Annotated in this window: 10 protein-coding genes; 8 read left to right on the forward strand and 2 right to left on the reverse strand. The window is 52.6% G+C overall.

The window, feature by feature from the left end; all coding sequences use genetic code 11:
* Nucleotides 1–277 precede the first annotated feature (277 nt).
* The 6 genes from ftsE (at nucleotide 278) to LQ229_RS21595 (ending at nucleotide 7728) form a co-directional block, all read left to right on the forward strand.
* Nucleotides 278–964, forward strand: a complete 687-nt coding sequence (gene ftsE, locus LQ229_RS21570) for a cell division ATP-binding protein FtsE (protein WP_216538008.1) — start codon at nucleotides 278–280, stop codon at nucleotides 962–964.
* On the forward strand, nucleotides 954–1868 hold the full coding sequence (gene ftsX / locus LQ229_RS21575; protein WP_216538007.1) for a permease-like cell division protein FtsX: 915 nt from the start codon (nucleotides 954–956) through the stop codon (nucleotides 1866–1868). The genes ftsE and ftsX overlap by 11 nt, the downstream gene beginning before the upstream one ends.
* Before the next feature lie 24 nt (nucleotides 1869–1892).
* Nucleotides 1893–3092 carry a peptidoglycan DD-metalloendopeptidase family protein gene (locus LQ229_RS21580; protein WP_216538006.1) on the forward strand — a complete coding sequence of 400 codons (1200 nt, stop codon included), beginning with the start codon at nucleotides 1893–1895 and terminating at the stop codon, nucleotides 3090–3092.
* A gap of 134 nt (nucleotides 3093–3226) precedes the next feature.
* A complete protein-coding gene (locus LQ229_RS21585) occupies nucleotides 3227–4675 on the forward strand; it encodes a S41 family peptidase (RefSeq protein ID WP_230192888.1) in 1449 nt (482 codons plus the stop codon).
* Between the two features lie 73 nt (nucleotides 4676–4748).
* Nucleotides 4749–6059: a PDZ domain-containing protein gene (locus LQ229_RS21590; RefSeq protein ID WP_216538005.1), complete on the forward strand. Its 1311-nt coding sequence runs from the start codon at nucleotides 4749–4751 to the stop codon at nucleotides 6057–6059.
* Between the two features lie 106 nt (nucleotides 6060–6165).
* Nucleotides 6166–7728: a copper amine oxidase N-terminal domain-containing protein gene (locus tag LQ229_RS21595; protein WP_216538004.1), complete on the forward strand. Its 1563-nt coding sequence runs from the start codon at nucleotides 6166–6168 to the stop codon at nucleotides 7726–7728.
* Between the two features lie 53 nt (nucleotides 7729–7781).
* Here LQ229_RS21595 and LQ229_RS21600 read toward each other — a convergent pair whose 3' ends face one another.
* Both LQ229_RS21600 and LQ229_RS21605 read right to left on the reverse strand, forming a co-directional pair.
* A complete protein-coding gene (locus tag LQ229_RS21600; RefSeq protein WP_216538003.1) occupies nucleotides 7782–8564 on the reverse strand; it encodes a flagellar motor protein MotB in 783 nt (260 codons plus the stop codon).
* Complete coding sequence (locus LQ229_RS21605; protein WP_216538002.1) at nucleotides 8548–9354, reverse strand: flagellar motor protein; 807 nt, start codon at nucleotides 9352–9354, stop codon at nucleotides 8548–8550. Before LQ229_RS21605 ends, LQ229_RS21600 begins: the two co-directional genes overlap by 17 nt.
* A gap of 223 nt (nucleotides 9355–9577) precedes the next feature.
* Between LQ229_RS21605 and uvrB the strand changes: the two genes are divergently transcribed.
* Both uvrB and uvrA read left to right on the forward strand, forming a co-directional pair.
* The gene (uvrB, locus tag LQ229_RS21610) at nucleotides 9578–11575 is read left to right on the forward strand and encodes an excinuclease ABC subunit UvrB (protein WP_216538001.1); all 1998 of its coding nucleotides are present in this window, start codon (nucleotides 9578–9580) and stop codon (nucleotides 11573–11575) included.
* 134 nt (nucleotides 11576–11709) lie between these two features.
* On the forward strand, nucleotides 11710–14571 hold the full coding sequence (gene uvrA, locus LQ229_RS21615; RefSeq protein ID WP_216538000.1) for an excinuclease ABC subunit UvrA: 2862 nt from the start codon (nucleotides 11710–11712) through the stop codon (nucleotides 14569–14571).
* Nucleotides 14572–14633: the final 62 nt, after the last annotated feature.

Here is a 14633-nt window from a genome sequence, read left to right on the forward strand (position 1 = left end):
CTTTGCTCTTCTCGTCACTAACCTCCGAACGTTTGCAAAGCCGGCTTTGGGGCGCAAAGAAGTTGCCCGGAAGCGAAAGGGCATCCGTGCGATTTTCTTTTTCCGGAGGTCATTCCTCATGTATATGCGCGCTATGCGAAAAGCTTTCGTCCCGGCCTAAAAAGTAACAAGGTTGTAACGAAACAGTAAATATTTTGATGAAAATCGTCGGGTTGCAAGAGGAATTAAGCAATATATGTCGAATATATAAAGGCTAACTATGTATGGGAGTGATAACGTGATAGAACTGCAAGACGTGTGGAAAACCTACCCGGACGGCACACATGCATTAAGAGGAATTTCCGTTCGGATCGACCGTAACGAATTCGTCTATGTGGTCGGCCCGTCGGGAGCCGGCAAATCGACGTTTATGAAATTAATTTATAGAGAAGAAGTTCCAACAAAAGGACAAATATCGGTAAACGGGTTCAACGTCGGCAGGCTGAAGCAGCGGAAAATTCCGTTCGTACGGCGGAATATCGGGGTTGTGTTCCAAGACTTCCGGCTGCTGCCGAAATTGACGGTATACGAGAACGTCGCGTTCGCGATGGAAGCGATCGAGGCGCCGCGCCGCATCATTAAACGCCGTGTCGTGGAGGTGCTGGACCTTGTCGGATTGAAGGGAAAGGCGGGCAGCCTGCCCGCGCAGTTATCCGGCGGGGAACAGCAGCGGGTGGCAATCGCCCGGGCGATCGTGAACAACCCGTCGGTGATTATCGCCGACGAGCCGACAGGGAACCTCGATCCGGAAACGTCCTGGGGCATTATGAACCTGTTGGACGAAATTAATTTTCGCGGCACAACGATCGTGATGGCGACTCATAACAAGGATATCGTCAACTCGCTTCGCAAACGCGTTCTTGCGATTGAACAAGGGCTTATTGTGCGCGACGAAGTGCGGGGGGAGTACGGTTATGACCTTTAATACGTTTACCCGTCACATCCGAGAAGGCAGCAAAAACGTAATCCGCAACGGGTGGATGTCGTTCGCTTCGATCAGCTCGATCGTCATTTCCTTGTTTATATTGGGAGTGTTCGTAATACTGGCGCTTAACGTCAACGCTTTGAGCGACCAGATCGAGAGCAAAGTACAAATTCAGGTCTATCTGCAAAACGTATCGACAGAAAAAATACAAGCATTGAAAACGGAAATCGGCAATATACCGGAGGTCAGCAAAATCGACTATATTTCTAAAATGAGAGGAATGGAATTATTTCGCGAAAGTTTAGGAGAAGACGGCGCGGATTTGCTCGACGGATATAACGAGGAGAACAATCCGCTGCCCGATTCGTTCCTGGTGGAAGTATACGAACCGACTACGGTGCCGCTCGTCGCCAAGAAAATTAACGGCATCAACAAGGTGGATACGGCCGAGCCGATCATGAAGGTGAAATACGGGGAAGGCACCGTCGAGAAGCTGTTCGCGGTGACGAATACGATCCGCAACATCGGGCTGATCATTGTAGCCGGATTGGCCGTTACAGCCATGTTCCTGATCTCGAATACGATCAAAGTGACAATATTGGCGCGGCGCCGGGAAATCGGCATTATGAAGCTCGTCGGCGCAACGAACCATTTTATTCGCTGGCCGTTCTTCGTGGAAGGCGCGCTGATCGGATTGATCGGTTCGCTTATCACGATCGGGCTGTTGTTTCTGGGCTATTACCGATTGGTCGATTCGACGCAAAACCAGCTCGGCCTCATGCTGATCAAGCTGGTCCCGCTGCAAGACATGTGGATGCAGGTCGGGTTGCTGATGCTATGTTTGGGCGTTTTGATCGGAATATGGGGAAGCACGATTTCGATTCGAAAATTTCTGAAAGTATAAACATTCGTACCGGGAGGAGAGAAAATGAAGAAAATCGCAGCGATGCTTATCGCCGCCGGTTTGTTGTTCGCCGTTTTGTACCCGACGTCCAGCGAAGCGAAATCCAAAATTGACGAGATTAACGCGGATTTGAAAAAAATCGAACAAGATATAAAGAACGCCCAAAAAGCGAAAGACGACGCGGAAGCGACGAAGAAGCAGGCGATACAGCAAAAAGCCGCGACCGAGCAGGAAATCAACCAAATTATGAAGGAAATTTCCAGCGTGAGCGACGAGATGGTCAACGTCATGCTGCAAATCGACGATAAAGTCGACGAGTTGCATGTGACGGGACAGCAGCTGCAAGAAGCGACGGATCGCGTCATCGCGCGCGGACAGTTGCTCGATTCCCGCGTTCGGTTAATGTATATGAACGGCTTCGTGTCTTACCTGGATGTACTGATGAGTTCGACGAGCTTTTCCGATTTTTTGGACAGGCTCGATACGCTGCAAACGATCGTCGGCCAGGATAAAGAAATTTTGGCCGCCCATAAGCGCGACAAAGCACTAATCGTCGAGAAAGAGAAGCAAATTAAGAAAGACCTGGAAGAAGTGAAAGTGCTCTATGCGAAGCTGGAAGACACGAAAAAGAACCTGGTCGCCAAAGAAAAGAAAAAAGAAGTGGCCATCGCCAGCCTAAATCAAAAAATCGAAGAGTCCGAAGAAATCAGCGAAGCGCAGGAACAAGCGGTGATGAAGCTGGCCAAGGCGCGGGCGGAGAAATATGCCGCGCTGGAGAAAGAGAAGAATAAAAACAAAAAATCGAACAAAACGTACAAGGGCGGCAAACTGGGCATGCCGATTCAAGATTTCGTACGCATCTCTTCCCCGTTCGGTCCGCGCACCCATCCGGTAACCGGGCAAAAATCCAAGCCGCATAACGGCATCGATTTCGCCGCTCCGAAAGGCACATCGATATTCGCGGCCGAAAGCGGCACGGTCATCGTCGCGCAGGAAACGAGCGGTTACGGAAATACCGTCATTATCGACCACGGCAAAGGAGTCTGGACGCTGTACGGTCATATTCGCAACGGCGGCATTAAGGTCGAGAACGGCCAATCCGTGAAGAAAGGCGAGAAGATCGCCGAAGTCGGAAGCACCGGCGTATCGACAGGCAATCATCTGCACTTCGAAGTGCGTATTAACGAAAAACCGGTGAACCCGGCTGGATATTTGAACTTATAATTTGAACTTGTCATCGGAAGTTGGCATTGGAAAAAACTTAATAATCAGTACAAGCTTGACATATACTATAATGATAAAGAGGAATTGCGCAGGGAACGAGCGGATAACCCTGTTAGAAAAAGGCGGTGAACCGTGTGATATTTAAAGGCCGTACGGTATTCGTATTTGTGCTGCTGACGATGTTTGCGACCTCCTTGTTGACGGTAACGTTGGTGAACACGCCCATCTTTGCCAATCAAGGCGAGCGAATGGCGTCGTCCATGGCGGCGGAGGGCTTGACCAAACAAGAATTTGAGAAAATCAATACGACGCTGAAACTGATCGAAAGCCGCTTTTATAGCGATGTGGACCGGACCAAAGTGATCGACGGCGCCATTAACGGCATGATGAGCTCGCTGCAAGACCCTTACTCCGTATATATGGATAAAGAAGTAGCCGACGAGTTCTCGTCGAGCAGCATTGAAGGGGCCTTTACCGGAATCGGCGCGGAAGTGACGCTTGAGGACGGCAAAGTCACCGTCGTCTCGCCGATCAAAGGCTCTCCGGCGGAGCGGGCGGGCATTATGGCCAAGGACGTGTTGATCTCCGTGAACGGAGAGAAGCTGGAAGGGCTGAAGCTGAACGATGCAGTCGCGAAAATTCGCGGCCCGAAAGGGACGAAAGCGAAAATATTAGTGAAACGGGCCGGCGTGGCCGAGCCGATCGAATATGTCGTCGTGCGCGAGGAGATCGATCTCGAGACGGTATATGCGCAAATGCTGCCGGATAAGATCGGGTTGATCGAAATTAGCCAATTCTCGATGAAGACGGCGAAGCGCTTCGGCGAGGAATTGAAAAATCTCGAATCGCAAGGCATGAAGGGCCTGGTGATCGATGTGCGCAACAACCCCGGGGGAGTCGTGCCGGTGCTGATCGAAATCGCGGAACATTTCGTGCCGAAAGGCAAAGTGATTTTGCAAATGGAAAACCGCGAAGGGAAGCGGGAGCAACAGTTATCCAAAGGAAGCTCCAAACCGTATCCGGTGACCGTGTTGATTAATAAAGGAAGCGCGAGCGCGGCGGAAATATTGGCGGTCGCCTTGCAGGAAAATCATGTCGGAACGCTCGTCGGCGAAACGTCGTTCGGCAAAGGAACGGTTCAAGTCAGCTATACGGAGGAACTGCGGGACGGAAGCTTGCTGAAAATGACGATCGCCAAATGGTTGACGCCGGACGGCAATTGGATCCATCATCAAGGCGTCAAGCCGGACATCGAAATTAAGCCGCCGGATTACTACTATGCCGTTCGTCTTTCCAAAGAGCGGGATTTGGCTTACGACATGAATAACGACGATGTGAAAAACGCGCAAGTTATGCTCGATGCGCTCGGGATGAAGCCGGGACGCAAGGACGGATATTTCAGCCAGCAAACGAAGTCGGCCGTAGAGAAGTTCCAGCGGCAAAACGGTCTCCATGCGACCGGCGTAATCAATTCCGAAACCGCGGAGAAATTGGAAGATGCGGTTCGCAAGCTGCTGGAAGATCCTAAGAGCGATGTGCAATTAAATAAAGCGGTCGAAGTGCTGCGGAAGGAAATCCGCTAGTCCGCGTCGAATACGTAGAAGGTTGGCGAAGTTCAACCTTCTTTTTTTTGCGCGGAATAGGAGAGTGGGGACAATGGAATTTGCGCTTGAAACGCTTCAAAATATAGCCGAAGCTATTGTACGGATGTTGATGCAGCCGTTTTTCTATATTGCGATTTTGTTCGTTTTTTTGCAGTACCGCAGACAGGTGACGATGGAACGGAAGCTGTTTCACGTCCGGATGCACGCTTGGAGCAGCCAGATATGGCGAACGCTGCTCGGAGGCATTGCGGCCGGGATCGCCGTCTCGATCGCATTTGTGTTTCTCGGCATCTCGTTGTCCCCGGCGGGGATGATTTGCATATGGGCCGTCGCGCTGGTGCTGCTGTTATTCCGGGTTCGCTATTTATGCTTGGCGTATTCGATCGGAATATTAGGAATCATTCGGTTTATTCTCGGCTTTTTTCCGGCGCTGGAGAGCGGCGTTCCCGCGTGGCTGGGGGTTGTCGTACAAACGGTTCGGGAACTGGATATTCCGGCCTTGCTTGCGCTTGTCGCTTTGCTTCATCTGGCGGAAGCGCTGCTGGTCCGGTATCAAGGTGCGCGTTTTGCCGGTCCGCTGTTCTTCGCGGGGAAACGCGGCAAATTGATCGGCGGCTATCAAATGCAAGGATTATGGCCGGTTCCGCTCTTTATGACGATTCCGGCGCAAACGGCGGGTACGGTATTGCCGTGGACCCCGTTCTTCGGCGGCGACGCTTGGCTGGGGGGCTGGGCGATGATCGCATTTCCGGTCGTCATCGGCTTCTCGGAAATGACCCAATCGCGACTGCCGCAAGAGAAAGCGCGCGTCAGTTCCTCGCGTCTGCTGGCATACGGGGCTGTCGTCTTGGCTCTGGCTGTTGGCGCCGAGCTGTGGAGTCCGCTGGCGATCGTTGCGGCCGTCGCCGCATTGGCGCTGCATGAGGGATTGACCTGGTACAGCGGCAAGGAGGAAGCGGCGCGCAGCCCGCTATTCGTCCACGATAGCCGCGGCCTGCGCATCTTGGCCGTCCTGCCAAGCGGACCGGCAAAAGACATGGGGATTCGGGCGGGAGAGACGATTCATAAAGTGAATGGAGTCCGCGTCCGGACGAAAGAAGAATTGCATCAGGCGTTGCGGATGAATTCGGCGTTTTGCAAGCTGGAGGTGCTCGATCTGGCCGGGGAAAGCAAGTTTTTGCAGCGGGCGATTTATGCCGGGGATCATCACCAGCTTGGCGTCGTGCTGGCGCCGGATCAGGATGCGGCTTATTATGCGGAAACGAGGCAAGTATCGCTTCTTGGCATGATCAAAGTAAAGATCGGAGGGCTTGCCGCGGGAAGCGGCCGTAAGCGGCAAGACGAGACGGAAACGTTGCAATAAAGGAAAAACAGTTCTAAAGTACTATGGCAGATGCGACTTTTCTCATTTTCGAGAAGTTGGATTTTTTACCACAATGGAATTATCTCTGAAAAGGTGAGTGAAAACGATGAAAACAGTAAAGTGGAGGCAATGGATTGCAGCCGGTTTGGCAGGCATGCTGATCATTTTGGCGGGATGCCAATCCGTCGGAGGCTTCGCAGTCGATCGTGTGCTCGAAAACAATTTGAAATCGACCTCTTCCGAATCGAGCTTATCCTACTCGATAGAGCTTGTAGTGAAAGAAGGAACGGTCTTGACGGGGGAAGAGGCGGAAATGGTCCGCTTGATCAATTCGTTGAAATTATCTGTCGATCATATGAAAGTGCAAGATCCCAACCGTTTATCCGTAAAAGGTTCGATAGACTATCAGGATCAATCCGTTCCGTTTCTTATGACGGTGAACGAATCCGACATGCTGTTATGGCTGGAAGGGGCGCGGAAACCGATCGCGTTCTCGAACGCGCCGACAGACGAATGGGGAGAAGACTACGCGCTGCAATATCGGCAATTGCAGGAGCAAATGCGGCAAGCCGCCCCGACGGTCGCTTCCTACTTGGTGAAGCATTTGCCGAATCCGAATGTCGTTTCCGTGACGAACGTAACCGAGAAGGTACACGGGGAAAGCCTGAATTTACATAAGCTGCATGTTGAAATCAAAGGCGACGAAATGATCGGCCTTGTGAAAAAAATGCTCGAAAGCATCGCCAAGGATGAAGCGGGTTTAAAAGAAATAATCGGCGTGCTGTATGACGTATACTACCCGATCATGACCCAGGCGATGGATCTGTACGGGGAAGCCGAAGATTCGGAATCGTCGCTCGGCGCCGGTTTGATCAAAAATAAAGAGGCCGCCGTACTCATGTTATATGAATTGATTCGCGAATCGCTCGATCATGCGTTGGCGGATTTCGACAAGGAGACGGCAAAGTGGCTGGAGCAGGAGAAAGAACTGAAGCAAGTGCTTAGCAAAGACACCTCGCTCGATATCGATCTGTTCGTCGATAATCAAATGCGGATCCGCAAGCAAAATGTCGCCTTTACGATTGCAATGCCTGATGCGGCCGATGTTCCGTTCGGAAAAGTGATCGTCCGCGCGGAATCGGAAACGTGGAATATCAATCAACCCGTTCAAGCGGATACGATTGACGCGAAAGGCGGCGTACTGCAGTTCGGCATGTATGCGTCCGGCAGCAAGCTGACCGCCAATTTCGAGAAAGACTCGACCGTTTACCGCATCTTAAAGGACGATTTGAAAGTAACGCAAAAGCAATTCTATATTGCGCAAAACGACGAGCTTTATTACGATTGGTACGATTTGACGTGGTCGATGCTTGACGGCGCGGCGATGGTTCCGATCTGGGCTTTCGCGGATCAATTGGAAGCCGATGTAACATGGGTTCCTCAATACAAGCAGGTTGTCGTAGACGATCCGATCACAGAGCTTTCGCTCCGGTTTACGATCGGGTCGGATACGGTTTATGTGAACGGTACGGCGCAAACGATGAGCCAGCCGGTTACCGTCGATGCCGACGGCACCGCTCACGCTCCGCTTCGCTTCCTGGCAGAGACGCTCGGAGCGGAGTTGAAATGGGACGAAGAGTATAAAGAATTTATCGTGACGCGCGATTAACCGAAACGGAAAATCCCCTGTAAGCCTTGGCGGGCCGCAGGGGATTTGATTCTTTATTGCATCAGTTTTCTTAAAACGATAATCTCGACGCGACGGTTTTTCTGCCGGTTCGATTCGTTATCGTTGGGGGCGATCGGGTGCGTATCGGCATAGCCGGCAATTTGAAACTGCTTGGCGTCAAGCCGCTCCTCGTCGACGAAATGCCGCAGGACGGAAAGCGCGCGCGCAGCGGACAAGCCCCAATTGTCCGTATAGGTTCCGCCCGGTTGGATCGGCAAATCGTCGGTATGGCCTTCGATGCTGATCGTCGTATCCAATTGAGCGAATAGGCTGGCCAGCTTGGCCAAAGTCGGCGCAGAGTCGGCCTTTACATCCGCCTTGCCAAGATCGAACAGGAATTGGTCGCTGAGCCGAATGGCGATTCCTTTCGGCGTATCGGAGACGAGTACCATTTGCTCCAATTGGTGCTCCTTCACATAATCTTCAATGACATGCTTCAATCGCCGCAAATCTTCTTCCTGTTTGCGAAAAGCCAGGTCAAGCTCTGTCGGCACATAGCCGGTTTCTTGCCGGTTTGCTTGCGAAACCTCCGATCGATCGCCGCGGTCCGGCTCTCCGGCGATCGACGTTCCTTTGTCCAATAACGAATCGCCGTTGCGGAACGTAAGCTGCAGCGTCTGCGAGAGCGAGTCGTATTTATCCGCGTCGATCTTGCTCATTGCGAACATGACGACGAAAAAGATGAGAAGCAGTGTAATCAAATCGGCATATGTAATGAGCCAACGGTCCTGCGTGCCGCCGGGATCGTTTTTCCTTCTTCTACTCCTGCGTCTCATGGGTCATCACCTTTTTCTTTAACAGCGGCAGCGCGAGCTCGGGATGTTCCGCGGCCAGGAAGGATTCCAGCTTCTTGCGGACGAGCAGCGGATTGTCGCCCGCTTGAACGGACAGAACGCCGTGAAACAGCAATTCCATCTGCAGCAATTGTTCCGCACTGCGCGCCCGAATTTTGGAGGCGATCGGCAGGTACAGGACGTTGGCGCTGGCGACGCCGTACAGTGTCGCCGTAAACGCGACGGCAATGGAAGGCCCCAAGGCGCCCGGGTCGGTTAGGCTGCCGAGGACGTGGATCAGTCCCATCACCGTGCCGATAATGCCCATCGTCGGCGCGTAGCCGCCGGCCGATTCGAAAATTTTGGCATAATTCTCGTACTTTTGTTCGGCCGCATCCATTTCCAGCTCCATAATTTGCTTTACCAGTTCCGGATCGGTGCCGTCGACAACCATCAGCAAGCCTTCCCTAAGAAAAGGATTGGGATGCGCGGCGGCCTTCTTCTCGATTGCGAGCACGCCGTGCCGCCGGGATTCGGAAGCGAGCGCCGCCACATCCTCGATCAACTGCTCCATGTTGTCCCGGGGCCGCATAAAGGCGAACTTCAACGCCGCCGGCACGGTTCTTAGCCTGCTCCAGGGGAAGCTGACGATAACGGCCGCGAAGGTGCCGCCGAACACGATTAAGGCGGCGGTACCGACGAACAGTCCGCCAAGCTCTCCCCCTTCCCATAAAAAACCCCCGATTAATGCCGCGATGCCGGCCAAAATGCCGATAATAGTCGTGAGATCCATGTTTTCAATACACTCCCGTTTTCTATGATTGCCGTTCCGATGCGATGTCTTCAACGATGAGAAATGAGGCGCTATATTTTAATTTGCATCATTTTACGGAAAAAGGTATAATATATGGGAACAAATATTCTTATGTCAGGAACGAACTTCCTTTTTGTTATATCGGGAAGTTGCAAAATAAAGTTTAGAACCATATTCTACACGGTATTGGGGAGTATGCGCAATGAGCGATATTATCGTAAGTTCGAAGTCATTTGAAATCGAATCGGAATATACTCCGCAAGGGGATCAACCGAAAGCGATCGGACAGCTGGTGGAAGGCGTGAAGCAAGGCCTGAGGCATCAAACGCTGCTCGGGGCGACGGGGACGGGCAAGACGTTTACGATTGCGCAAACCATCGCCAAACTGAACCGCCCGACGTTGGTGATCGCTCACAATAAAACGTTGGCGGCGCAGTTGTGCAGCGAATTCAAAGAGTTTTTCCCGAATAACGCGGTCTCGTATTTCGTGAGCTACTACGACTATTACCAGCCGGAGGCTTACATCCCTTCCTCGGATACGTACATCGAGAAGGATTCGAGCATTAACGACGAGATCGATAAATTGCGCCACTCGGCAACCAGTTCGTTGTTCGAGCGGCGCGATGTTATTATCGTAGCAAGCGTATCTTGCATTTACGGCTTAGGATCGCCGAAGGAATACGGAAGCCTGGTATTGTCGCTTCGCGTCGGCATGGAGAAGCCGCGCAACGAAATTTTATCGAAGCTGGTGGACATTCAGTACCAGCGCAACGATATCAATTTCATACGCGGTACGTTTCGCGTACGCGGCGACGTCATTGAAATATTCCCGGCGTCGAGAGACGAGCATGCCGTTCGCGTCGAGCTGTTCGGAGACGAGATCGAGCGCATTACCGAGATCGACGTATTGACGGGAGAATTGGTCGGCGAACGGGAGCATATCGCCATATTCCCGGCGTCCCACTTCGTTACGCAGGAAGAAACGATGAAGGTCGCCTTGAAAAATATTGAGAAAGAGCTGGAGGAGCGGCTCGAAGAGCTGCGCGCGAACGGGAAGCTGTTGGAGGCGCAGCGCTTGGAGCAGCGAACCCGTTATGACATCGAAATGATGTCCGAGATGGGATTCTGTTCCGGCATCGAGAACTATTCGGGGCCGCTGACGTTCCGCGAGCGCGGCGCAACGCCGTACACGCTGCTTGATTATTTTCCGGACGATATGCTGGTCGTCATCGACGAGTCGCACGTCACGCTGCCGCAAATCCGGGCCATGTACAATGGCGACCGCGCGCGGAAGGAAGTGCTCGTAGAGCATGGTTTCCGTCTGCCGTCGGCGCTCGACAACAGGCCGCTGCGGTTTGAAGAGTTCGAGGAAAAGGTAGGGCAAATCATATACGTTTCCGCTACGCCGGGACCGTATGAGCTGGAACATTGCCCGACGATGATCGAACAGATTATCCGCCCGACGGGCTTGCTCGATCCTGTTGTGGAGATCCGTCCGACGAAAGGGCAAATCGACGATTTGATCGGAGAAATTCGCGACCGGATCGCGAAGGACGAGCGCGTTCTCGTCACGACGCTTACGAAGAAAATGGCGGAAGATTTGACCGACTATTTGAAGGAAATCGGCATTAAAGTCCGGTATTTGCACTCGGACGTCAAGACGTTGGAGCGGATGGCCATTCTGCGCGATTTGCGCTTGGGGACGTTCCATGTCCTCATCGGCATCAACTTGCTGCGCGAAGGCTTGGACTTGCCGGAAGTGTCGCTTGTGGCGATCTTGGATGCCGACAAGGAAGGATTTTTGCGCGCGGAACGCTCGTTGATCCAAACGATCGGCCGTGCGGCGCGCAATTCCGAAGGGCATGTCATTATGTACGCGGATAAAGTGACGGAATCGATGGATAAGGCGATGAAGGAGACGGAGCGCCGCCGCTCGATTCAAATCGCGTATAACGAGGAGCATGGCATTACGCCGCAAACGATTCGCAAAAAAGTGCGCGATGTTATTGAGGCGACGAAGGTCGCCGAGCAGAAAGCGGATTATTTGACGGACGCCGCCAAACAGAAAATGTCGAAGAAAGACCGGGCTTTGATGATCGAACGCCTGGAGGCGGAAATGAAAGAAGCGGCGAAAAATTTGCAATTCGAACGGGCCGCCGAGCTGCGCGACGCGCTGCTTGAGCTTCGCGCTCAGGATTAATCGCGGCATTTCGCGAAGGATCCGGGCTTCTGAACGGTTTGAATCTTTCAATATCGGCCAACACTGATGATAGACGGATCAAGATCGAATTCGTAGATGATATAAACTTAAGAGGTTTGAGGGGAAGGGAAACTATGGCAAGTGATAGTATCGTCATTAAAGGTGCAAGGGCGCATAATTTGAAAAACATAGACGTGACGATTCCGCGCGACCGTTTCGTCGTCTTAACGGGATTAAGCGGTTCGGGCAAATCCTCGCTTGCGTTCGATACGATATATGCCGAAGGGCAGCGGCGTTACGTCGAATCGCTGTCCGCTTACGCGCGTCAATTTCTCGGCCAAATGGAGAAGCCGGATGTCGATTCGATCGACGGATTGTCCCCGGCCATCTCCATCGACCAGAAAACGACGAGCCGAAATCCGCGTTCCACCGTCGGCACGGTAACGGAAATTTACGATTACTTGCGGCTGCTGTTCGCAAGAATCGGACGCCCGCATTGCCCTGAGCATCATATTGAGATCTCATCGCAAACGGTGGAGCAAATGGTAGACCGGATCATGCAGTACCCGGAGCGGACGAAGCTGCAAATTCTCGCTCCGCTCGTATCGGGGCGCAAAGGCGAGCACGCGAAATTGTTCGCCGATATTCAAAAGCAAGGCTTCGTACGTGTGCGTGTAGACGGTGAAATCCGGGAGCTTTCCGAGAAAATCGAACTGGATAAAAATAAAAAGCATAACATCGAAGTGATCGTGGACCGGATCGTACTGAAAGAGGATGTTCAAACTCGTTTAGCCGATTCGATCGAAACGGCGCTGAAGCTGTCCGGCGGTCAATTGCTCGTGGACATTATCGATCAGGAGGAGTTGATGTTCAGTTCCAATCTGGCTTGTCCGATATGCGGATTCAGCATTGACGAATTGGCGCCGCGGATGTTTTCGTTCAACAGCCCTTTCGGAGCATGTCCGGATTGCGACGGGTTAGGCGTCAAAATGATTGTCGACCCGGACTTGCTCGTTCCGAATACGGATATGACGATCGAGGATGGGGCGTTCGAGGCGTGGGCGGGAAGCACTTCGAATTATTACCCGCAATTTTTGAAATCGGTATGCGAGCATTACGGCATCGCTGTTGACGTGCCCGTTCGAACGCTGGAGCCGGAACAGATGAAGAAACTGCTATTCGGCACAGGCGGGGAGAAGATTCGTTTCAAATACGAGAACGACTTCGGACACCGCAAAGAAGCTTTCGTGCCGTTTGAAGGCATCGTGCGCAACTTGGAACGCCGGTACCGCGAAACGGCTTCCGAAGGCATTCGCGAATATATCGAAGCCTATATGAGCGCAAAGCCTTGCTCCACTTGCAAAGGCGACCGTTTACGCAAGGAAAGCTTGGCCGTTACGATTAACGGCAAGAACATGGCCTATGCGACATCCTTGTCCATCGGCGAAGCGCAGCGCTTCTTCTCCAGCTTGGATTTGAACGAGAAAGAGCGGACGATCGCGCATTTGATTTTGCGCGAGATTAACGGGCGTTTAGGTTTTCTCGTCAACGTCGGGTTGGAATATTTAACGCTAAGCCGTGCGGCAGGGACGTTATCGGGCGGCGAAGCGCAGCGGATCCGCCTCGCGACGCAGATCGGTTCGAGCTTGATGGGAGTTCTGTATATTTTGGACGAGCCGAGCATCGGTCTTCACCAGCGCGATAACGACCGTTTGATTAAAGCTTTGGAACATATGCGGGATTTAGGCAATACGTTAATCGTCGTCGAGCATGACGAAGATACGATGCTCGCGGCCGATTATATTATCGATATGGGACCCGGTGCGGGAATGCACGGGGGAGAGATCGTCTCGCAAGGTACGCCGCAGCAAATCATGGCCGATCCGAACTCGCTGACAGGGCAATATTTAAGCGGGCGCAAGTTTATTCCGGTGCCGCTGAAGCGCCGTTCGCACGACGGACGCTGGCTGGAAATCAAAGGCGCGAAGGAGAACAACTTGCGCAACGTCAATGTGAAAATCCCGCTCGGCGTGTTTACGGCGGTGACAGGCGTGTCCGGTTCCGGGAAATCGACGCTGGTGAACGAGATTTTGTACAAAACGTTGGCGCGCGATTTAAACAAGGCGAAGACGCGCCCCGGACAATATAAAGAAATCATCGGAATCGATCAACTCGAGAAAGTGATCGATATCGACCAGTCGCCCATCGGGCGCACCCCGCGTTCGAACCCGGCGACGTATACCGGTGTGTTCGACGATATCCGCGACGTATTCGCGGCAACGAACGAAGCGAAAATTCGCGGCTACAAGAAAGGCCGGTTCAGCTTTAACGTCAAAGGCGGACGCTGCGAAGCTTGCCGCGGGGACGGGATTATTAAAATTGAAATGCACTTTTTGCCTGATGTTTACGTCCCATGCGAAGTTTGCAAAGGCAAGCGGTATAATCGCGAGACGCTGGAAGTGAAATATAAAGGCAAAAGCATTGCCGATATATTGGAAATGACAGTGGAGGACGCTTGCGAATTTTTCAAAAATATTCCGCGCATTCACCGCAAAGTACAGACGCTGCTGGACGTCGGTTTAGGCTACGTGAAATTGGGGCAGCCGGCGACGACGCTGTCGGGCGGCGAAGCGCAGCGGGTCAAGCTCGCATCCGAACTGTATCGCCGCAGCACGGGCAAGACGATGTACATTTTGGACGAACCGACGACCGGCTTGCATGTCGACGATATCGATCGATTGTTGAAGGTGCTGCATCGTTTGGTCGATTCCGGGGAAACGGTGCTAGTCATTGAGCATAACCTGGATGTGATCAAAACGGCCGATCATTTGATTGACCTCGGACCGGAAGGCGGAAGCGGCGGGGGAACGATCATTGCGACCGGAAGCCCGGAAACGGTCGTGAAGAACGAACGCTCCTACACGGGCCAGTATTTGAAGCCGATTCTGGAGCGCGACCGCCAGCGCACGGAACAATTGGAAGACGCGTTCGTCTAGAAACTGCAAAGCCCATTACCAATAATATGGTAATGGGCTTAAATTATGGTATAATGAAAGCG

It is taken from the genome of Paenibacillus sp. CECT 9249, from assembly GCF_918697855.1.
Taxonomy (GTDB): Bacteria; Bacillota; Bacilli; order Paenibacillales; family Paenibacillaceae; genus MSJ-34.